At 39.0% G+C, this 20,411-nt stretch carries 21 protein-coding genes; 12 read left to right on the top strand and 9 right to left on the bottom strand.

Translation table 11 applies throughout. The annotated features are described in order from the left end of the window. Positions 1 to 69: 69 nt before the first annotated feature. Positions 70 to 2,040, bottom strand: coding sequence for a methyl-accepting chemotaxis protein (locus tag MKY30_RS01265; protein ID WP_147210685.1), 1,971 nt, complete (start codon positions 2,038 to 2,040; stop codon positions 70 to 72). Positions 2,041 to 2,492: 452 nt separating this feature from the next. Here MKY30_RS01265 and MKY30_RS01270 point away from each other — a divergent pair, with 452 nt between their 5' ends. Together MKY30_RS01270 and MKY30_RS24065 are read left to right on the top strand one after the other, a co-directional pair. Next, on the top strand, positions 2,493 to 2,744 hold the full coding sequence (locus tag MKY30_RS01270; RefSeq protein WP_147210686.1) for a GlsB/YeaQ/YmgE family stress response membrane protein: 252 nt from the start codon (positions 2,493 to 2,495) through the stop codon (positions 2,742 to 2,744). An 87-nt stretch (positions 2,745 to 2,831) separates the two neighbouring features. Further along, positions 2,832 to 3,200 (top strand): hypothetical protein, encoded by a 369-nt coding sequence (locus MKY30_RS24065; protein WP_379545819.1) that lies wholly within the window; start codon positions 2,832 to 2,834, stop codon positions 3,198 to 3,200. Between the two features lie 320 nt (positions 3,201 to 3,520). Here MKY30_RS24065 and MKY30_RS01280 read toward each other — a convergent pair whose 3' ends face one another. Together MKY30_RS01280 and MKY30_RS01285 are read right to left on the bottom strand one after the other, a co-directional pair. Continuing rightward, entirely contained in the window at positions 3,521 to 4,276 is a 756-nt protein-coding gene (locus MKY30_RS01280; RefSeq protein ID WP_147210687.1) for a tyrosine-protein phosphatase, read from the bottom strand. Positions 4,277 to 4,305: 29 nt separating this feature from the next. Then, positions 4,306 to 4,713 carry a secondary thiamine-phosphate synthase enzyme YjbQ gene (locus tag MKY30_RS01285; RefSeq protein ID WP_147210688.1) on the bottom strand — a complete coding sequence of 136 codons (408 nt, stop codon included), beginning with the start codon at positions 4,711 to 4,713 and terminating at the stop codon, positions 4,306 to 4,308. A gap of 181 nt (positions 4,714 to 4,894) precedes the next feature. On the opposite strand from MKY30_RS01285, the gene MKY30_RS01290 reads away from it, so the two are divergent. The 3 genes from MKY30_RS01290 to ytvI all read left to right on the top strand — a co-directional run bounded on the left by MKY30_RS01290 (position 4,895) and on the right by ytvI (position 7,957). Further along, positions 4,895 to 6,220 carry an alpha/beta hydrolase gene (locus MKY30_RS01290; RefSeq protein WP_186813650.1) on the top strand — a complete coding sequence of 442 codons (1,326 nt, stop codon included), beginning with the start codon at positions 4,895 to 4,897 and terminating at the stop codon, positions 6,218 to 6,220. Between the two features lie 16 nt (positions 6,221 to 6,236). Beyond that, positions 6,237 to 6,725 carry a DUF3887 domain-containing protein gene (locus MKY30_RS01295; RefSeq protein WP_156984960.1) on the top strand — a complete coding sequence of 163 codons (489 nt, stop codon included), beginning with the start codon at positions 6,237 to 6,239 and terminating at the stop codon, positions 6,723 to 6,725. Positions 6,726 to 6,871: 146 nt separating this feature from the next. Continuing rightward, positions 6,872 to 7,957 (top strand): sporulation integral membrane protein YtvI, encoded by a 1,086-nt coding sequence (gene ytvI, locus MKY30_RS01300; RefSeq protein ID WP_147210691.1) that lies wholly within the window; start codon positions 6,872 to 6,874, stop codon positions 7,955 to 7,957. A gap of 113 nt (positions 7,958 to 8,070) precedes the next feature. Here ytvI and MKY30_RS01305 read toward each other — a convergent pair whose 3' ends face one another. From MKY30_RS01305 to MKY30_RS01315, 3 genes are all read right to left on the bottom strand, one after another. Continuing rightward, positions 8,071 to 8,916, bottom strand: coding sequence for a Cof-type HAD-IIB family hydrolase (locus MKY30_RS01305; RefSeq protein WP_147210692.1), 846 nt, complete (start codon positions 8,914 to 8,916; stop codon positions 8,071 to 8,073). Positions 8,917 to 9,046: 130 nt separating this feature from the next. Then, entirely contained in the window at positions 9,047 to 10,402 is a 1,356-nt protein-coding gene (locus MKY30_RS01310; RefSeq protein ID WP_341082592.1) for a tripartite tricarboxylate transporter permease, read from the bottom strand. A 19-nt stretch (positions 10,403 to 10,421) separates the two neighbouring features. Next, complete coding sequence (locus MKY30_RS01315; RefSeq protein WP_147210694.1) at positions 10,422 to 10,868, bottom strand: hypothetical protein; 447 nt, start codon at positions 10,866 to 10,868, stop codon at positions 10,422 to 10,424. 424 nt (positions 10,869 to 11,292) lie between these two features. On the opposite strand from MKY30_RS01315, the gene MKY30_RS01320 reads away from it, so the two are divergent. The 7 genes from MKY30_RS01320 to MKY30_RS01350 all read left to right on the top strand — a co-directional run bounded on the left by MKY30_RS01320 (position 11,293) and on the right by MKY30_RS01350 (position 17,996). Then, positions 11,293 to 13,353: a BglG family transcription antiterminator gene (locus MKY30_RS01320; RefSeq protein WP_147210695.1), complete on the top strand. Its 2,061-nt coding sequence runs from the start codon at positions 11,293 to 11,295 to the stop codon at positions 13,351 to 13,353. 79 nt (positions 13,354 to 13,432) lie between these two features. After that, positions 13,433 to 13,924 (top strand): PTS sugar transporter subunit IIA, encoded by a 492-nt coding sequence (locus MKY30_RS01325; RefSeq protein WP_147210696.1) that lies wholly within the window; start codon positions 13,433 to 13,435, stop codon positions 13,922 to 13,924. Then, on the top strand, positions 13,921 to 14,199 hold the full coding sequence (locus tag MKY30_RS01330) for a PTS sugar transporter subunit IIB (RefSeq protein WP_147210697.1): 279 nt from the start codon (positions 13,921 to 13,923) through the stop codon (positions 14,197 to 14,199). The genes MKY30_RS01325 and MKY30_RS01330 overlap by 4 nt, the downstream gene beginning before the upstream one ends. 74 nt (positions 14,200 to 14,273) lie before the next feature. Beyond that, complete coding sequence (locus MKY30_RS01335) at positions 14,274 to 15,533, top strand: PTS galactitol transporter subunit IIC (RefSeq protein WP_147210698.1); 1,260 nt, start codon at positions 14,274 to 14,276, stop codon at positions 15,531 to 15,533. 182 nt (positions 15,534 to 15,715) lie between these two features. After that, positions 15,716 to 16,750, top strand: coding sequence for a zinc-binding dehydrogenase (locus tag MKY30_RS01340; RefSeq protein ID WP_341082594.1), 1,035 nt, complete (start codon positions 15,716 to 15,718; stop codon positions 16,748 to 16,750). 35 nt (positions 16,751 to 16,785) lie between these two features. Further along, positions 16,786 to 16,938, top strand: coding sequence for a hypothetical protein (locus MKY30_RS01345; RefSeq protein WP_175637080.1), 153 nt, complete (start codon positions 16,786 to 16,788; stop codon positions 16,936 to 16,938). A gap of 14 nt (positions 16,939 to 16,952) precedes the next feature. Next, positions 16,953 to 17,996 carry a galactitol-1-phosphate 5-dehydrogenase gene (locus MKY30_RS01350; RefSeq protein WP_147210700.1) on the top strand — a complete coding sequence of 348 codons (1,044 nt, stop codon included), beginning with the start codon at positions 16,953 to 16,955 and terminating at the stop codon, positions 17,994 to 17,996. A gap of 70 nt (positions 17,997 to 18,066) precedes the next feature. On the opposite strand, the gene MKY30_RS01355 is transcribed toward MKY30_RS01350, so the two are convergent. From MKY30_RS01355 to MKY30_RS01365, 3 genes are read right to left on the bottom strand one after another with little or no spacing between them, the layout of a single operon-like run. Continuing rightward, a complete protein-coding gene (locus MKY30_RS01355) occupies positions 18,067 to 18,642 on the bottom strand; it encodes a GNAT family N-acetyltransferase (RefSeq protein WP_186813651.1) in 576 nt (191 codons plus the stop codon). 16 nt (positions 18,643 to 18,658) lie between these two features. Continuing rightward, on the bottom strand, positions 18,659 to 19,483 hold the full coding sequence (locus MKY30_RS01360; RefSeq protein WP_147210702.1) for an MBL fold metallo-hydrolase: 825 nt from the start codon (positions 19,481 to 19,483) through the stop codon (positions 18,659 to 18,661). 19 nt (positions 19,484 to 19,502) lie between these two features. Next, positions 19,503 to 20,363, bottom strand: coding sequence for a DMT family transporter (locus tag MKY30_RS01365; RefSeq protein ID WP_246145145.1), 861 nt, complete (start codon positions 20,361 to 20,363; stop codon positions 19,503 to 19,505). Positions 20,364 to 20,411 lie beyond the last annotated feature (48 nt).

Here is a 20,411-nt window from a genome sequence, read left to right on the forward strand (position 1 = left end):
TTTTTCCTACACAAAAAAGTACAGCAGTGAAAATTATCACTACTGCACTTTTTATATTTTCATCCTGATTCAATATTTATATTTTGAAACTTTCTCTGATAAATCTTCAGCCATTGCTGATAGTGATTTCGCAGATGCAGAGATTTCTTCCATAGACGCAAGCTGTTCTTCAGAGGACGCCGCCACTTCCTGTGAAGATGCCGCATTATTGCGGGCAATAGATGCTAAGTCGCTCACTGTTTCCGTTAATTGTCCTACAGCTGCAGACATTTGCTCTGAGATGGATGTAACCTCCTCCATTTGCGGTTTAATACTCTCACTGGAGCGCATGATTTCCCCAAATTTATCAATCGCATCATAGGAAACATCCAGTCCGCTATTTACATTAGAGGTTACTTGTGACATTTTATCGACCGCATTCTCTACATCCGTTTGAATTCCGACGATAATATCTCTGATTTGTGTAGCTGAAAGCTTGGACTGTTCAGCTAGCTTCCGGACTTCATCTGCTACTACCGCAAACCCTTTTCCATGCTCTCCAGCACGTGCTGCTTCAATCGCTGCATTTAATGCTAAAAGATTTGTCTGTTCAGATATATCTGTAATTGCATTTAAAATTGTGTTAACCTGTTTCGAACGTTCTAATAAAGATGAAATATTTTCATTAGTATTCTCAACAGACGACTGAATAGAGGTCATCTGATTCAATGTATCACTCACAGCCTGTCCGCCGACCTCTGCCTGCGTGTTCATTTTTTGAACCAATTCTGTCACTTGTGTAGAGCTTTCCACTACTCTGCCGACACCTGTTGATACCTCTTCCAGTGAATGAACACCGTCCTCTGTTCCGCTTAACTGATGCTCGGCGCTGGAGGATACTTCCTGGATTGCCAGAGATACCTGTTCGGATGAGCTTGTCATCTGGTCTGCATTTGCATTTAATTCTTCAGCAGATGCGGCAACCTGCTGTGCATTCAATTCAACATCCCTGACTAATTCCCGCAAGGTTTCTCCCATTTTATTAAAAGCTGTACCCAACTGACCAATTTCATCATTTGTTTTAACTTCAACCGATTGTGTTAAGTCTCCCGTACTGATAATTTCTGCTTTTTCTTTTAAATCCTTAATTGGACGGATAATGGAACGGATAAGTAGTAAAATAACAACTGTTCCGATAATTAAGGTAATACCCTGCGTAATAGTAACCGGAGTAGAAATTGACATAGCAGTAGTCCCTACTTCACTTTCATCAATTGTTCCTCCCAGCTTCCAGCCTGTCAAACTGTTTGTATCATATACCATAATTTTAGACATATTATTGTATTCATAGTTAAATGTACCGGAATCATTATCATACATTTTCTGGTAGAAAGATTCTTCCGCTTCTTCCCCGGCTTCTGATTCTGGATGATAAATAAAGTTTTGATTTGTATCCAGCAGGATAGCGTAACCATTTTTACCTATACTCATTTCTGATACAAGCTGCTGAATAAAGTCCATAGATACATCAATGCCAATTGCTCCTGATCCATCTTCCAGTGCTTTAGAAATACTGACAGCTATCTGTCCGTCGCCGCTCACTGTCAGATAAGGATCAGATATAATCACTTCTTCCGGATTTGCCATTGCTTCCTGATACCAGTCACGCTCTCTTGGATCATAGCCATCCTCCATCTCTAAATCCGGCTGCATATGGTAATCTCCCTCTGCAGTCCCAAGATAAAACTCAGGAGCCTCAGGATGTAACCCGATATAATCAGACATTATTCTCTCTAATTCGTCTGTATCCTCTATTACATCTGCCGTAATGACGCTCGATAAGACTTTCATATCATTCTGCTTCAGTTCAAATGTATTATTAATTGTCTGATTCATCACTGCGGTTAACTCCTGTACCTGATCCCGCTTTTGCTGTTCTATCGTATTCATTGAACTAAAATATGACATTACTCCAATGGTTATTCCCGGTACTAATAAAATTAAGATAAAAGATAAGACTAATTTAAATCGTATTCCTTTGGCTTTGAATATTTTTTTCATTTTTCCATCTCTCCTAATTGTCTATATTTATTTATCGGAAGAAATGAGAGAAAATGTATCTAAAAATGAGAAATTTTATAAAAACTTTTTATTATTTCCATTAAAAAGGTAATAAAAGTAATTAAAAGGTAATTATGCAATATAATAGATTCTATTAATAAACATAAAAAGGTCTTTTTTATTAAAAAAATAATTCATATAACCATTTAAACAAACTAAAGTTGTGCATATTTCAGATTACATTTCCTGAAATAATTACGGGATTTAATAGTTGAATCAATACTTATTGCCTATAAAAATAAACCCAAATCAAAAAGGTCTTTATTCTCGAATATAAAATAAATTATTTCTCCAATAATGCTATATACATTAAGACATCAAAAAAATGAATAATTTTAAGTTTAAAATACTTATATTTGGAAATAGATAAAATATAGAAAGGAATGATTTTTATGTTTAGTTTTATTTGGAGTCTAATTGTTGGTGGAATCATCGGCTGGATAGCCGGATTAATAGTAAGTAAGGATTTACCAGGTGGAATTATCGGAAATATTCTGGCAGGTTTCATCGGTGCCTGGCTTGGTTCTGCTATCTTTGGAGAGTTAGGACCTGAAATAGGAGGATTCTATATTATCCCTGCTCTGATTGGTGCTATTATCCTTATTGTCGTTGTCAGTTTCGTTATGCGCTTATTCCGCCGTTAAGTTCAGACGATACGGGAGAACGGATGAACAAAATCGAAGCAGCTGCATAGGTTAGGTATATAGCTCATACAGAAAAGAGGAATGTATATGCAACCTGACCCAAATCATGCTTATTCACATGCAGATGAATATCAAGTGATGGATTATCAGCATCCAGAGCAGTTTGATATGCCTGCTTCACAATATAGCCCATACCCTGCTCAAGCCCTTCATCAACATGGACCAGAGCAGCGTGCGTTCTTTTTTCCATTTATCGGCGGGTTAGCTGGCGGCTTATTAGGAAGTGCCTTTGGTTCTGGTCCCGGACCAGGATTCTATGGTCCCCCAGGGCCGCCCGGACCTCCTGGACCACCGGGACCAATGGGATATTACGGTCCGCCGGGTCCACCAGGCCCTCCTGGACCGCCCGGGCCTCCTGGATACTATAATGGATACCCGTATCCGCCATATTATTAGGTATCTGGAAAATAGAAAAAGGGAGAATAACACGGCATAAGCCTGTTAAACTCCCTTTTTCTTATGCTTCTTCTAATGTGTGTTCAAAAAGTCCGGTAAACAGGACCCGTCGGCTAAGACCGCGTCGTCCTGGGGTTGCGATTACTCACCCCATCGAAAAAAGTTGCTGCAACGCTGACACTAGCATATCCTGTGCGTCGAAAGTTCAAGGCGACTAGCTGCTATTTCCAAACGTATTTCTCACGTGTTGCGGTGGCTTCTACGTTGTCCACACGACGTGGGCGTTCTTAGTAGAAGATCCTCTTATCGCCGTGTCATCTTTATTGAGCTTTTTGAACATCCTCTACTACAAAATCATCATGTAATGCTTTAATCTCTTCTACCGTCAAACCAATCGTTTTTAAGAAGCCGGCAGCATTCTCATATTTTTCATACATATAGTCCAAGAATGCTTCCATATAAGAAGGCTCACATTCCAACATTGTTTTAAATTGATTGCGCGACATCAGCAGCGGGCGATTATTAAGCTCTTCATCCGTTATTTTCTTGTACTCTCCTGTTAAAGCATAATCCTTCACAATAATATCTCTAGGTACACCTGCTAAATCTAATAAAATAGCAGCCAGGACACCCGTACGATCCTTTCCGACACGACAATGAAAAAGAACAGGATTTCCTTGCTTTTTTAGAAATATGTCCATGATTTCTTTAAATTTCGGTTTACTGGTCTCCAACATTAAGATATACATATCTATAAGACTTTTCGGAATTTTTGTTGTAAATGTAGCTGGATCCAGCAATGGAATATTATAAAAATCATAAAGTGCTTTATCTTCTTTTCTATACTTTCCTTCCATGCTGAGACGCAAATCTATAATGGTATGGACGCCTTTTTCCTTTTGCAAAAAAGCATGTCCCTCCGGGGATACATTATGTAAGGAATCAGCACGGTAATATTTCCCCCATTTTGTCTGTTTGCCATCCTTTGTCGGATAGCCTCCTAAATCACGAATATTTTGTGTTCCTTCTAATTCAATATGTCTTTGCGGATTAAATAATAATGCCTCTGCAGTCATACTTTTATTTCCCCCTTTATGTACAAGCCTTATCCTTCAATAATTTTGACATATACCTTCCGTGTTCTTGGTCCATCAAACTCACAAAAATAAATACTCTGCCATGTTCCAAGGACTAGCTGTCCATTTGAAATAATTAACGTTTCGCTGGCCCCCACAACGGAGGATTTCATATGACCATCTGAGTTTCCCTCCATATGAACATAAGCCGCTTTATTCGGAAAGGTTTCGTTCATACCAAGTGATAAATCACGTCGGACATCTGGGTCAGCATTTTCATTAATCGTAATCGCACCAGTTGTGTGTGGACAATACACAATCATGATCCCTTCCTGCACACCGCTATTTGCTAAAATTTCTTCCAGCTGGCTATCTAAAAAAACGAATTCCTGCTTCTTATTTGTTTTTATTTGAAATAATTCTGTATTTGTAGGCAAACTTTCCCACCTCTTCCCTTCGAAATCATGTCAAAAGTATACTTCCATCTTAACGAAAGTTCTGCTAATCAACAAATAATTAAGCAGTTTTGAAACATAATCTTATCTCAATCGTAAGTATGTATATAACCTTAAAATAATCAATCAATACTTAGCACAATCATAAAGAGGAGTGAAGAGCTTGCGAAAAAAATACATATTTCTTATTGGTCTTAGCCTTGCCATCCTCTCTGCCTGTTCAAGCCAAGAGAGTACCGCTGAAGAAAATACCGAAAAATTGATTCAGCAATTACAGGGGGAGGAGTACCAGCAGATTGAACAAGAATACTTTTCAGAAGCATTGCAGGAAAAATATCCAGCTGCAGAATTACAGCTCTCCTGGGAAGCAAATCGAGGAACTGTATTGGATGAAATAAAGAACATGGAAGCTGCTGCTAAGGAGGAAAAAACAACTGTTTCTGGTGAAGTTATTTTTGATGACGCAACAGTGACGGTTAAAACGAAATGGAATGAAGAAGAAAAGCTGGAAAGCTTACAAATTGAGCGCCTGTATGAAGAGTTAACACTGCCTGGTTCAGCTGTAGAGGAAGAAATTACAATCGAAGCTGAGGAAGGCTACCCCTTAAGTGGAAAGCTGACCCTTCCGGATGATGGAGAAGGACCTTTTCCTGCTGTCGTGCTCGTACAAGGCTCAGGACCGAGTGATATGGATGAGGCTATCTACAGTTACAAGCCTTTTCAAGATATTGCCTACGGATTAGCAGAGAATGGAATTGCTGTTCTCCGCTATGATAAGCGTACATTTACGCACGGTGCGAAAATGATGGAAGATTTAGGTCCTGCCCTGACAGTTAAAGAAGAAACCATTGATGATGCAGTAGAAGCAGCACGTCTGCTACAAGCGGATGATCGAATTCAGGCAGATCAAGTATATATTGGCGGACACTCACTTGGTGGAATGCTTGCACCACGGATTGATGAAGAAGCAGATACAGCCGGAATGATTCTTTTAGCCGGTTCTCCTCGTTCTCTATGGGAAATTATGTACGATCAGCAATTAGATTTGATTCCTGAAAATCTGAGTGATAAAGCAAAAGAGCGGGTAAAGGAGCAGGCTGAAGCATTTAAAGAGCTTACAGAAAGCTTTCAGGATATGTCTGCAGAAGAAGCAATGGAATATGATCTTTCTGGAATGAGCGGATATTATTTTCAAGAAATGGATCAGTATGATGTTGGCCAGATAGCCCTTGATTCCAACAAACCGATACTTGTCCTTCAGGGAGAAGCAGATTTCCAGGTAACGATGGAAAAGGATTTCGCCGCATGGCAAAGCATTTTTGAGAATGACCCGCAGGTAACGTTAAAATCATATCCAAACCTTAATCATATCTTTATTTTGTCTCAGGGAGAAAATAAAGGAAGTGTTCAAGAATACCAAATTCCCGGTCATGTTGATGAAAAAGTAATTACAGATATAAGCGACTGGATTATTGAGCATAAAAATTAAAAAAAGGAGCATAAAAATGAAATTAAAACAATTAATTATTCTATTAACATCTTTTTTATTAATTATCGTACTTGCAGCATGTGGAAATTCAGATTCACCCTCTGAAACAGATAATGACAATAGCCCGGAAGATACACAGACAAATCAAGAAGAGACGGAAGAGGAAGAAACAACAGGCAATGAGGATACTGCTTCCATAACATCTGAGGAGGCCTCTGAAACTGCTGAAGCATTTTTAACACTGGTGGCTGATGAAGATTTTGAAGGGGCAGCAGCACTTTTTGATGATACTATGGCGTCTGAAGTAACTGCAGCTGATTTAGAAGAGATTTGGGATCAGCTTACTACAGATTTCGGGAAGTTTGCAGGATACGACTATGTGGATGAGCAGCAAGTTGATGGATATTACTCCATTCTTTATGAGGGAGCATTTAATAATCAGCCTGTTGTTTTAAATGTATCTGTTAATGGAAATAATGAAGTTGGCGGATTTTTTATTCAGTAAGCATGTGTAAAGCCGCTTCTTATTCCATAACGCCCCTCGTTCTAGTTTACAAGTTGAGAATCGGACTATAAAATAATACTATAGGTGTATGTGTTCAAAAAGTCCTTTATAAGAAATTATTGTTTTTACTGGCAGGAGGAAAGCTTTTGTTAAACCAAGCATTAATTAAGAAAATTATTATCGGTATTTTACTTGTAGCACTTGGTGTGTTCTTGTACTTTTACTTTTCAGTATTTATACCTGTCTTACTCGCATTACTGACAGCAGTTATTTTTGAACCGCTGGTAAAGCTGTTGAAGAAAGCTTTAAAAACAGAAAAACGAATTTGGCCGGTAACCATTGTCTTTACAACATTTGTAGTGGCAGCGTGCGCATTGCTTTATGTTATGCTTACAAGCACAATCAGCCGTATTGTAGAATGGAGCTATAATGTTCCGAAGTATGGAAGTGAAATTCAATCTATTATTAATGAAATTATTTATAAATTTAATGATTTGATTGCTGATTTACCTCAGCGCGATGCAATTATCAGTGAACTGGAACGACAATCGGAGCGGTTATTAAACACCGGATATGACTTAGTGGAGAGCATGATCGGCATGCTCGGATCATGGGTGCAATCTATTCCCAACCTGCTCTTTATATCTCTTGTTTATCTTATCACTTTCTTCTTATTCAGCCTTGATTTACCAAAGCTGTTTCAAGCATTCTTTGCTCTTTTCCCAGAGAAAACAGCTATCAAATTAAATAACTTCTTCGGTCGTTTAAAAGTAGTGTTCTGGGGATACTGGAAAGCACAGTTCTTACTTAGTATTATGATTTTTGTCATTACTTATTTGAGCTTATTATTTATTTCGCCGCGATTTGCACTGTTAATGACCTTTATTATCTGGATTGTAGATATTATTCCTCTTTACGTCGGTCCTGCATTAATCCTTGTTCCCTGGGGAGGATTAATGATGATGATCGGAGATGTTCCAACTGGCCTGCAGCTGATGATATTAGCATTATTCCTGCTGGTTATCAGACGGATTACGGAACCAAAGGTACTTGGCGATCAAATGGGACTCGCAGCGTTGCCGACAGTCTTATCCATGTATTTTGGTTTTGTCTTTTTCGGGGTACTCGGGCTGATTTTTGGACCATTCGTTGTCAGTGCATTCCAGGCAGCCCATGAGGTTGGATTGTTCCAATTTGTAAAGAAGAAAACAATTGAGAATGCAGAAGAATAGCGATAATATTGCACAAAAATCCGAATCTGAATTCACACTTTCTTAATCTAAAAATGTGAATCAGATTCGGATTTTTTATAAAAGTATAATTGCGGCTTTAAATATGTCTTTCATTACTCGATTATTTCATTCAGTGCATAACCGACGCCATTTTCTTCATTGCTTCTTGTTACATGATCTGCATATTCCTTTACTTCCGGCTCTGCATTCTGCATTGCCACAGCAGTTCCTGCATATTGGAACATGGAAACATCATTATAGTTATCTCCAACGGCCACAACATCTTCCTGGGGAATGTGATAGTATTCCGCCAGTCCTTTCAAGGCATTTCCTTTACTCGCATCTGGATGAGCAACCTCTAATTTTTGATAGCCTGAGGTTGTTACAGAGATATCCTCTCTATCCTTCCAGGCTTCCGCAAGCTTCTCTAATTCTTGACGACGGAATGACAGGATAAACACTTTGTAAGGCTCCAATTCTGCAACTCCCGCTTCTAAGTAATCATCTACTTCGACCATACCATATTGCATATTTTGTATTTGAATAATATGTTCTGCATTTTCTTTTTCCTCTGGTGTATCAAAAAGCGTTTCCTTTTCCTCTTCCAGAATCGGCTGTTTATCTTTTTGGATATATACACCTTTATTTGTATAAATTTCAAAATATAATTCCGCCTCAGATACTTTTTCCATTATTTCTATTAACTTGTCTGAAGTAAGTATCTGGCTGCGGATAATTTCATCATTTACACTTGTTAATGAACCATTCGCACAGATTAGTGGAAGCTCCAAATTAGCTGCTGCTGCAATCTCCTTCATATCATGCAGTGATCTTCCAGAGCAAAAAACAACGCTATCTCCATTCGCTTGTCTTTTGCGAATGGCTTCCTGATTTACTTCGCTAATTTTTCCATCTTCCCCCAGTAACGTACCATCTAAATCAATTGCTATTAACTTCATTCGCTTCACATCCTTCCACCTGATATCTTACCATATTTTAATACAGGTTTATTCTCTGAAATATTTCTATTCATTTCTTTCTTATAAAAATAGCGGGACAGGATTCAACTGCCCCGCTATCTATTAGATCCTACATTCCCAATAAAGTGGTTACAATCCAGTTAGAACCATAGAATATCATAAATTGAACACCGATTCCTACACCGAGGAAGCGATTCAATAAACCTCCGACCATAGCCATTCCAAAAGTAACAGTAACACTCACCAGGCCGCCTTCATAAAACGCAAGCAGCGTAACTACACCAATAAACATCGCTATAATTGCTTCCTGGTTAATATGTTTTAGGACAAGAACTGTTGCTTTTCTTGCAAAGTTCATTGAGAATGGGTAAGCGATAATTGCGGCAACAATAATTCCGATCAATCCGTAAAGAAGAAAATCCAGCGGCTCCATTAACGTATGTAGATTATGAACCGGCTCTGTTGTAAATACAGGCGGTGCATTAAATAATGCCTGCGCCGGACCAATTGCTACAGGACTGAGCGGAATTCCGAATGCAACCAGCGGAATAATCGTTTCCGCAATATAAGTAGACTCTGTTACACCATTCATCGTAGAAAGACTAGTCGTTGATTTTTTGTATTGCCCCTTCACACGGGATCCTATCAATTCCCCCATCAATGCCGTCATCCCGACAGGACTGAGAGCAAAGGTCAGGGAAGACAGGAAGGATGTTCCACCGACTGATCCTGCTTGTTTTTTCGTTAAAACTTTAAATGGATTGGGAAAATAGCCGGACCAGGATTTCTTTTCTGGAGCTAATTTATATTCATTTGGCTGTTGACGCTGAATCATTAACCGTCCACTTGCAGAAGACGCTAATAGAATATCTGTAAACATTGGTCCAATAGCAATTCCCAGGAAGAAGCTTATGGATAATCCTGTTCCTAAAATCGTTGTGCTGACCAGATTTAACCCTTGAATCACAAGAGCAAGTGGAATAATTAAAATAATACTTGCCCAGCGCCCCTTGGAAAAATAACCGATTAAAACAGCGGCTAAAGTAAAAATAATCCCTGCATTTTCTTGAAAAAATTCGCCAAACTGACTCAAGAAAACAGCAAATGCCAATGACACAGGAAGTGCAATAAATGCACCAATAATTCCTCCAGAAATCATTTTTCGCAAAGCAATATGCGGCAGACCAATTCTTCGCATAAAGTTGGCATGATCCAGCATTGGCGTCGCTGTTGTATCTCCAGGCACACCCATTAACGCAGTTGGTATCGCATGCGTGAGATGCTTTGAAAGTACCGCCGACATAAAAAATGCAAAAACGGCCTCTGGCGGTGCCCCTAACAATACAACAATTAATGTTGCCGGAACAAGCACGGCTGTTTCATCCGAACCGGAAATTAAACCGATTGCGGTGAATATAATCCCCGCTACAATTGCCAGCAGAATTGATATGAGTAATACATCCATTTTTGTTCATTCTCCTCTTTCACCATTTCTTCTCTTCTGTGTGATGCTGCTCCTTATCATCAGGAATAAACATGTCATAAAATCCTTGTTCCTTCATTTCTTGCGCTGTTACTGGATCATTTAATATAGATTCACGCTCTTCTTCCATATCCAGTTGCAGCTTCTCATATATTTCCGATAGTTCATTGCTCGTAGATGCTGTTTCATTTAAGGTTCTTTTTGGTTTAAATAAAAACGTGTTTATCAGCAGGCCTATTACGCTTCCGGCTATTCCTAGCAGCAATGAATAGGACTGAATCATTTCCTCTGGAGCAATTCGTGGAAAAATAAGCTCTCTGCCTATAAAAAAACCAATAAAACTGAACATCACGCTGATGATAATTGTAAAAATTAAATGCTTCCCATAAACTGTATCACCAATAATTTCAACATATGTCCGGGAACTCTTTGGTTCTTGTTCTGCCATATTTCAGGTCCCCCTTCTCTAAATTCATTTATCTGCAGAATGAAATAATCTGATTATACTACATACAAGCTAATTATACTAGAACCTATTAGCAGATACTAATTATAGATTTAACTCCTCTTTACCTCGTCTAAATATTTTTCCAGTGCCAGAAAAAAATATAATTTAATCTCTCTAACATTTATTCAAAATACATAGCAAATCTTATAGTTTATTCAGTAGCTTGAATTATAAATTTCTTTTTCTAGTAAAATAAATATTTATTTTACTTTCCTGTTACTACTATTATTTCAAAATTTTATGTAGGATAAAACAAGATGCATTATCACAATGTTGTACAAAGATGATTCTCTACTTTGTGATGTAAACGCATTCATTAATTATTCAGCAATTGTTATGATTCTAATCAAAGGAGGCAGGCGTTGTGTTAGGAGAAAGAGAAGAGATTATTTTTAACGCACTAATCAATGATACAAGTATTTCAAGTTCAGAGCTTGCAGATAAATATAATCTTTCTCGCCGACAGTTAGGCTATACCTTTAAAAAAATAAATGCTTGGTTAAAAGACAATCATTTGCCAGAAATAGAACGAACCAGGAAAGGTCAATTTATTATCGATCACTCTATTTTAACTGCAACTGTGAAGCAAAGTTCTGCTGGAGATTCCAAGTTCCGGGACGGAATTATGTCTGAACAGGATCGGGTAAAATTTCTGATTATGGCCATCTTGGGCGGAAAAGATACTATTTCATTAAGCGATTTAACCAGACAGCTGGATGTCAGCAAAAACACCATTTTAAATGATATGAAGCATGCTCAGAGGCTGTTAGATTCTTATCAATTGGAAATACAGCATACCAGAAAAGAGGGTTATCAGATTATAGGAAATGAATTTCAAGCACGCAAGATGATGATAGGACTTGCAAATGAATTAATCCTGCATGATGACAACAAAAGAAAACTCCAGGAAATACTGATGCTCGAGGATGAACTGCTTGACCAGTTTGAGCGCCGGCTGGAACGGGTGGAACAAAAGCTTACCATCCAATTCACAGATGAAATTATGATGTCGCTCCCGGCAATATTTGTATTAATTCTGCGGAGAATCCAAAAAGGGTATCCAATTCAACCTTTCTTTATCCGCTACGACGAGCTTTCTAATACAAAGGAATATCAGGCGACGGAAGAAATTTTATACGATAAAAGTCTTCCAACTCCTGAGCGTATCTTTATTACATTGAATCTGTTAACTGGCAGTGTCCACCGGAATTCTTGGGTGACAGAGGACTACATTCCTGACTTAATTCCGGCGATTGATAAAATGGTCCGGCTTTTTGAAAAAAATGCCTGTATTAACTTTCATGATCGTAAGCAGTTAATTGATAAGCTCTTGCAGCATTTAACACCGGCGTACTACCGGATTAAATATCAGCTGACAGATTCCATCCTTTTCGAAGATAACGAGAATGAAGAATTTGAACAAATCCGTCACCTGGTTCATTTAGCAATTAGTCCACTCGAAGAAGTGATGGAAAGCAGGATTCCTGAAAATGAAGTTACTTACATTGTCATGTTGATCAGCGGCTGGATGCATAAACAGGGAGAAAGCATAGCCCAGAAAATAAAAGCACTGGTTGTCTGCCCGCGCGGAATCTCTGTTTCCCGGCTAATGTTCCAGCAGCTGTGTGAGCTGTTCCCTGAATTTGTATTTTTGGATTGGCTGTCTGTCAGAGAGTTTTTACATTACGAGCTGGATTACGATATCGTTTTCTCGCCAATTACGTTAGAGACAGATAAAAAGCTGTTTATCTGCAAACCGGTTCTGCGCGCAGAAGATAAACAGCGCATTCGAAAACAAGTCATGCTGGAAATATATGATTATATTCCAAATGAAATCAATGTGGACGATTTAATAGAAAAGATTCAGCAGCATTCCAATATCTCTGATGAAAAAAGTTTGCGAAAGGAGCTCTATGCTTACATCCATCGCAATAAGAATGCAGCCATTACAAAACAGGCCTCTGCAAATGAAGAGAAAGACTTACATGATTTTCTGACTATAGATCATATTACGCTAAGGGAATCTGTCTCCTCTTTTGATGAGGCCATTCGATTATGTGGTGCACCGTTACTTAAACTTGGATACATTACACCAAATTACATCGATGCAACCATTCAGCATTCGAAAGAGGATTCTTATATTGCTATCGGCGAGCATGTTGCTATTCCTCACGCCACACCAGAGGAAGGTGTTCAAAAAGTTGGTATGAGCCTGTTAAAAATTCGTAACGGTATCGCTTACGGGGAAGAAAATCATCAGATTCATTTGATGATTATGATTGCTGCAGTTGATAAAAAGCAGCATATTCATGCACTAATGCAATTAATGAAGGTTGCTTCCTCGTCTAGCCTGTTACCGAAACTGATTCAGGCAAGTTCGAAGGAATATATATACAAATTGATTCGAGATTATATTATTAATTGATTTATAGAAGGATGTTCAAAAAGCCCAATAAACAGGACTTTTGAATACGCACTAATAGTTAAGGCAGGAGTGGTATTTCATGAGTGAATTTCGTTTTAATGAGGAAGTTATTTTAATGAATTTAGAGGCTGCTGACTACACTGAGGTACTTCAGCAGATGGGAGAAAATCTAGTAAAACATCATTATGTCAAAGACAGCTTTATTCCGGCAATTATCGAAAGAGAGCAAGAATTTGCAACTGGATTACCGACAGCAGGCGTATCTGTGGCTATTCCACATACAGATGCTGTCCATGTAAATCAGAAAACTATCAGCATAGCAACATTAAAGAATCCGGTAGACTTTGTCATTATGGGAGAAGAAAGCGAGACCACTCCTGTTCAAATCGTATTTATGCTGGCAATGGATGAGCCTCATTCACAGCTTAAGCTTCTGCAGGATTTAATGAAAATTTTTCAAGAAGGTACTTTTCTCGATCAATTACTTCAGACAGATAGTGTGCTGGAGATGAAGAAACAAGTAACTGAGAAACTTAATTTGAGTGACTTTAAAGGAGGTGAGAAGCTATGAAACAAGTACTTGTAGCTTGCGGAGCAGGAATTGCTACATCCACTGTAGTGAACAATGCGATTGAAGAATTAGCGAAAGAAAATGGGATAAAGGTAGATTTAAAACAAATCAGAATTGCAGAAGTAAGTACCTACGAGGATACAGCAGATCTACTAGTTACTACTGCAATGACAAAGAAGGAATATTCTTTCCCGGTTATTAATGCACGCACATTCCTGACAGGGATTGGTGTAGAAGATACAAAGAAACAGATTTTAGAAGAATTACTAAAATAATATTTTGCTGCTCTATTCCTTTTAAAGTTCCTCTTAAATAGAGCAGCATCCTATTCCATAGGAGGGAATTTCTTATGCAAGGATTTGTTGATTTTATACAAGCATTTCTAGGTTTAGGGGCTACTGTCATTTTACCTGTTGTCATCTTTTTACTTGGAATTTTATTTGGCCAAAAGCCTGGGAAAGCTTTTCGCTCCGGTTTGACAATTGGTGTTGCATTTGTAGGTATTTTCCTTGTTATAGACTTATTGACTTTAAATTTAGGCCCTGCAGCGCAAGGAATGGTGGATAGACTCGGTGTCAGTTTAAATACAATTGATATTGGCTGGCCGGCAACCTCATCCATTGCATGGGCATCAACAATTGCTGCCTTTATTATTCCGTTAGGTTTAGTTGTAAACGTTATCATGCTGGTAACTAAAACCACGAAAACAATGAACGTAGATATTTGGAACTTTTGGCATTACACCTTTATGGGAGCGATTGTTTATACCGTATCCGGAAGTATCGTACAAGGGTTAATTGCAGCAACATTATTCCAGATTATTTGTTTGAAAATAGCAGACTGGACCCAACCAATGGTTCGTGATTTTTATGAGATGCCTGGTGTTTCAGTAGCAACAGGAAGTACGATTTCTTATGCACCATTTATTTTTGTTGTCAAAGGACTTCAAAAAATCCCTGGTATCAACAAACTCCATGCTGATCCAGATTCCATTCAAAAGCGCTTTGGTGTGTTTGGAGATTCCATGGTTATCGGTTTAATTCTGGGAGCTGCAATTGGTGCTCTGGCCGGCTATGGTGTTGGTGACATTATTAACATTGGTATTTCTATGGCTGCCGTTATGGTATTGATGCCAAGAATGGTAAAAATCCTAATGGAAGGATTAATGCCAGTATCTGAATCTGCCCGCACATGGCTGAATAAGCACTTCGGTGATCGTGAAATTAATATTGGTCTGGATGCAGCTGTTCTTTTAGGACATCCATCTGTTATTGCTACAGCGTTAATTTTAACTCCAGTGACTGTACTGATCGCTGTTATTTTACCAGGAAATGCTGTACTTCCTTTTGGGGACCTGGCAACTATTCCATTTGTTATTGCCTTTGTTGTTGGAGCTTCTAAAGGGAACATTATTCATTCTGTTATCGTCGGTTCGATTATGATTGCAGTTTCACTCTATGTGGCAACAGATATCGCTCCATTATTTACGGATATGGCGATGCGTGCAGATATTAATCTTCCTGAGGGTTCAGCGCAGGTATCCAGTATTGACCAGGGCGGTAATATTGTGAACTGGGTAATTTGGAGATTCTTTGACCTTTTTAATTAATGAAAAATTCTATTTGAATCAAGAGTTACTTTTGATATGTAAGTAGCAGAAAATAATGATGTTATGAAAAATTACTTATGATTCTCTTTTCTTTAATGCATGAGCATAGCTCATCATTATTTCTGCTAACCCTTTCTTTCGCACTGAAACAAAAAGGAAATTATTGAAGAGGAGAATAAACGATGAAAGCTCTCGTTAAGACCGAACTGGGACATGGTAATTTACACCTCCAAGATGTAGAAGATCCCATTGTTTCCAGCCATCAAGTAAAAATCAGAGTTGCATACGCCGGAATCTGCGGCTCCGACATCCATACCTATGAAGGACATTATAAAGTCGCAGCTCCAGTTACATTAGGACATGAATTTTCAGGTGAAATCGTAGAAATTGGAGAAGGTGTATCAAATTTTAAAATCGGTGATCGCGTTACATCAGAAACCACCTTTTATATCTGTGGGCAATGCCACTATTGTCAATCAGGTGACTATAATTTATGTAACCATCGTAAAGGGCTTGGCAGCCAGGTAAATGGCGGTTTTGCCAAATATCTAATCGCGCGTGAAGAAAGTCTTCACCATTTGCCGCAGGAGGTAGATGATCGTTCAGCAGCAATGACAGAGCCCTTGGCGTGTACGTATCACGCCATTCAAAAAACAGTAATCCGTGAGGGAGATCTGGTTATTGTCCTCGGCCCGGGCCCAATCGGCTTATTTGCTGCCCAAGTGGCAAAAAGCTATGGAGCAACTGTTTTAGTTGCCGGCCTGACAAATGATCAGATCCGTCTCGATAAAGCTACGGAGGTTGGCATGGATTATGTTATCAACCTTCAAAAAGAAAACTTAAAGGACAAAGTAAATGAACTGACAAATGGTTACGGTGCAGATGTTCTCTTAGAATGCTCTGGTTCAATTCATGCAGCCAATCAAGGATTAGATTTATTAAGAAAAAAAGGCCACTTCGCGCAAATCGGCATCTTCCCGGAAGCTCAGGTTGCCTTCGATATGGAAAAAGTCATTCAGAAGGAAATACAGGTGGTTGGAAGCAGAAGTCAAAAGCCAGCTGATTGGGAGCCTTCCATCCAATTAATGAAGGAAGGCAAAGTGAACGCAAGAAGCCTGGTAACGCATGAATACTCTATCGACCAATGGGATAAAGCTTACCAGGCAATCAAAAGCGGAGAAGCTATTAAAGTCTTACTGACCCCTCTGGATGATTAAAGTGTGTGAAATTGATATCGAAATGAGGTTTTAACATGGTTGATATGTTTTTAGATTTTATGCTTGGCCCTATGCGCGGAATAAGTCAATTTTATTTTGAATACCAGCTTATCTTTAACTCGATTATCGTCGGTATCGCCGGCTATTTCTTAGTGAAAAAGAGAAAAAAATCGAACCAGTCGCAATAGAAAGGAGTTCTGATGTGAAGGCTCTAAATTTATATGATATAGAGGATTTACGTTATGAAGAAAATACACCTCTTCTTCAACTAACTAGTAATGAGGAGGTTCTAATCCAAGTTAAATCCGCCGGAATATGCGGTTCGGACTTGTCCCGATATAAGAAGCTTGGGCCCTATGTTTCAGGAACAACCTTTGGTCATGAATTTTCAGGAATTGTAGCTGCTGTCGGGAGTGCAGTAACACATTTTAAAGAGGGTGATCGAGTAGCCGCCTGCCCGACTTTTTCCTGTGGTCACTGTATCTTCTGCAGACAGGGAGCCCCGACTCGCTGCACCGAACTGACAGTTATTGGTGCAAAGCATCCCGGTTCTTATGCTGAATACGTTATCCTGCCCGCATCTCATCTGTTACAGCTGCCAGATGAAATTGACTTTGACACTGCTGCCATGCTGGAACCCGCTTCCGTCGTCGCACATGGTTTTTACCGTACATCCATTCAGCCGGGTGCAGCAGTAGCTATCATGGGTGTCGGCAGTATCGGACTTCTCTCGATTCAGTGGGCGAAAATTTTTGGAGCAGCGACTGTTTTCGCCATTGATATTGATGATAACAAGCTTAAAATTGCTAAGCAGCTGGGTGCTGATATTCTTATTAACCCACTGAAAGAAGATACAGAAACAGTTATTAAAAAGCATACTTCTTTAGGAGTTGATCTGGCAGTTGAATCAGCAGGCTCTCCCATTACAAGTGAGCAGGTGCTGGCACTTCCTAAAAAAGGCGGCGAGGTTTTATACTTGGGAATTCCCTATGGAGATATTACCCTTCAGCGCTATTATTTTGAAAAAATTGTCCGGAATGAACTGCGCATCCTTGGATCCTGGAATGCATTATCTACACCTTTTCCGGGAAAAGAATGGGAGACTGGCCTCCATTTTATGAAAACGGGCCAGCTTGATGTGAAGCCGATGATTTCACATCATCTTCCGTTAGAAAAAGGCCCTGAGATTTTTCATCAGCTTACGCATAAAGAAATAGATGCTGTGAAAGTTCTCTTCCATCCTTAGGTTATGAAAGTGAAAAAAAGAAGCCGGGAACCACTCCGACTTCTTTTTTATAGCGGTTTAAATATTCTCTTCACCAATTTTCCTTAATAAAAATACGCCCTATCGGCAATCCCAAAATACGATTATACAGCTTCTGATAAAAGGAAATATCATAAACATCCGTACTATCCAAATTATCCATCATTCTTAATGGAACAAAAAATGAATTCACCTTCATATTCGGATTCATATGCAGTCCATTCTTTTCATAGAAGCTGATTCGGCGAAGTCTTGTCGTATAGTCCTTCTTATCCTTCGCTGCTTCTGGATCCTCTACTTCCAGCAATATGCCATTAGGGGATAAATTATTTAGCTGACTGATTAAAGTGCCCCCAAGTCCATTCGACCTATACTTAGGAAGAATAGCCAGATAGGAAATAAAAATCCCCTGTAATGACGGCAATTTCTGATAAATAGCATAACCATATTTCTCCTGTCTATCCGTCAGATAAACAGCTTCCATCCTCCCCTTTTTGAAATTACGCTTCAGCACAAAATGAGGAAATAGTTCGAGCCGTTCAAAGTCCTGTTTTAAATAGTTGTAGAGAACCTTTATATTTATATTGGTCGGATTCATCTCTTCTAAATAGTATTTCTTTTTTTGCATCGAAACCTCCATATTTTTATATGTACTTAATCAATCCATCATAAGCAACCTCAACCCCATAAGGTTCAAATATCTCCAATAGATCCTGATACAGCAATCCGCAGTTATGAGAAAAATGCGTTGCGATAATTTGCGTCTTTGCATTTTCTTCATTCCACGCCTGAAACTGCTTCTGCACCTCTATAACCGTTTCCACACTCATGTGGTTACGGCTTTTAGGATTTCCATTCTGTCCAACTGTGCAATCCAATATCGCCATATCGATCTTCTTGCCTTTGAGCCAATCCCATGTTTTTTCAGGAAACCAGCCGGAATCATTTCCATAGAGTAAATACTTGCCATCCTTTTCTATAAAGAATAAAAAGCAGGTTTCCCGCGGATCATGATCTGCCAAAATCGGAGTAATTTTTGCCTGCCCAATCCAGAAAACTTCAAAAGGTATTAATCTTTTCATCATAAATTGCTTTTGAATACTGCCTTCCTCTAAAAAACCAATTCTACATTGATGCAGAGCTAAATCATTTCCATAAATATTTAAAGGCTCTTCTACACCATGGGCAAAGCCTTCAATACGAGAAAGCAGGTCCCCTGCACAAAGATGATCGTAATGTGTATGTGTCAGTAAAAGGTGATTCACTTTGGACATATCAATCTCATCTCTTACCGCTTGATAATAAGCGTCCGGCGGATAATCCACTCTCCATGCATCATCAATAATGACAGAGCTTCGAGTACGGATATTTCTTCCCTTTGCCTTCCTGGAATCCTGACAAGCCTGGCATCTACAAAATACATTTGGAAAGCCTTCTGCAGCTGCCGTTCCTAAAAAATGTACCTTCATCTATAATCCCTCCCCAAAGCTAAGAAACAGCTACCATAATAACGCCTATAACCATAACAAGAGCAGCAATTATCCGTTGTCTTCCAAAGCTTTCCTTCAAAAAGACAACCCCTAAAACAGCTCCGATTAAAATACTCAATTCTCTTACAGGAGCTACATAACTCACAGGAGCATGAACCATTGCAATCAGGACGAGGATATACGCCAGCGGATTAAATAGACCAATCCCGATTGTTTCCAATTTTCTGCTGCTCCAATCCAGACGAACATCCTGCCAGTGTTTCTTTGCAAACGGAAATAACAGAAGGCTTACTCCCAGATTGGTTCCATAGTTAAGCAAAATCGGGTGGATTATCGAAACACTGACGATATACTTATCTAAGAGTGAATAGCTGGCAATCATACAGCCAATTAAAAGGCCATAAAGAATGGAAGAAAGCACCGTTCTTTCTCTCAAAATCCGAAAGCCACCGGTAAAAATAAACACACTGCAAATAATTAGAAAAATACCCATTTTTCCTAATCCGTTTAATTCTTCCTTCAGTATGAAAAATGCAGCAAATGCAATCAGCATCGGACCTATTCCCCTTGCGATAGGATAAATAAGCGAGAAATCGCCAATCCTGTATCCTTTTTGCAGCGTTACAGCGTACAGCAAATGCAATAAAGCACTTGCTGCTATTAATCCGACCTCCACCCATCCAATGCTTACATCCGTCCACAAAATAACCCCTAAAACAAGCGGACTATAAATTACTGTACTTGTGAATGTATATAGCCATACAAACGAAGTACCTCCCAATGACTTTTTAGCGAGAAAATTCCAGATTGCATGCAGGATTGCTGCAGTCATAACAAGAGATAACGCCCATATTGACAATCTTTCACTTCCCTTATATTTGACCTGTTCTTAAACTTTCCATAGTAG

Origin of the sequence: Oceanobacillus sp. FSL W8-0428 (genome assembly GCF_038004405.1) — a bacterium.
GTDB lineage: Bacteria > Bacillota > Bacilli > Bacillales > Amphibacillaceae > Oceanobacillus > Oceanobacillus sojae.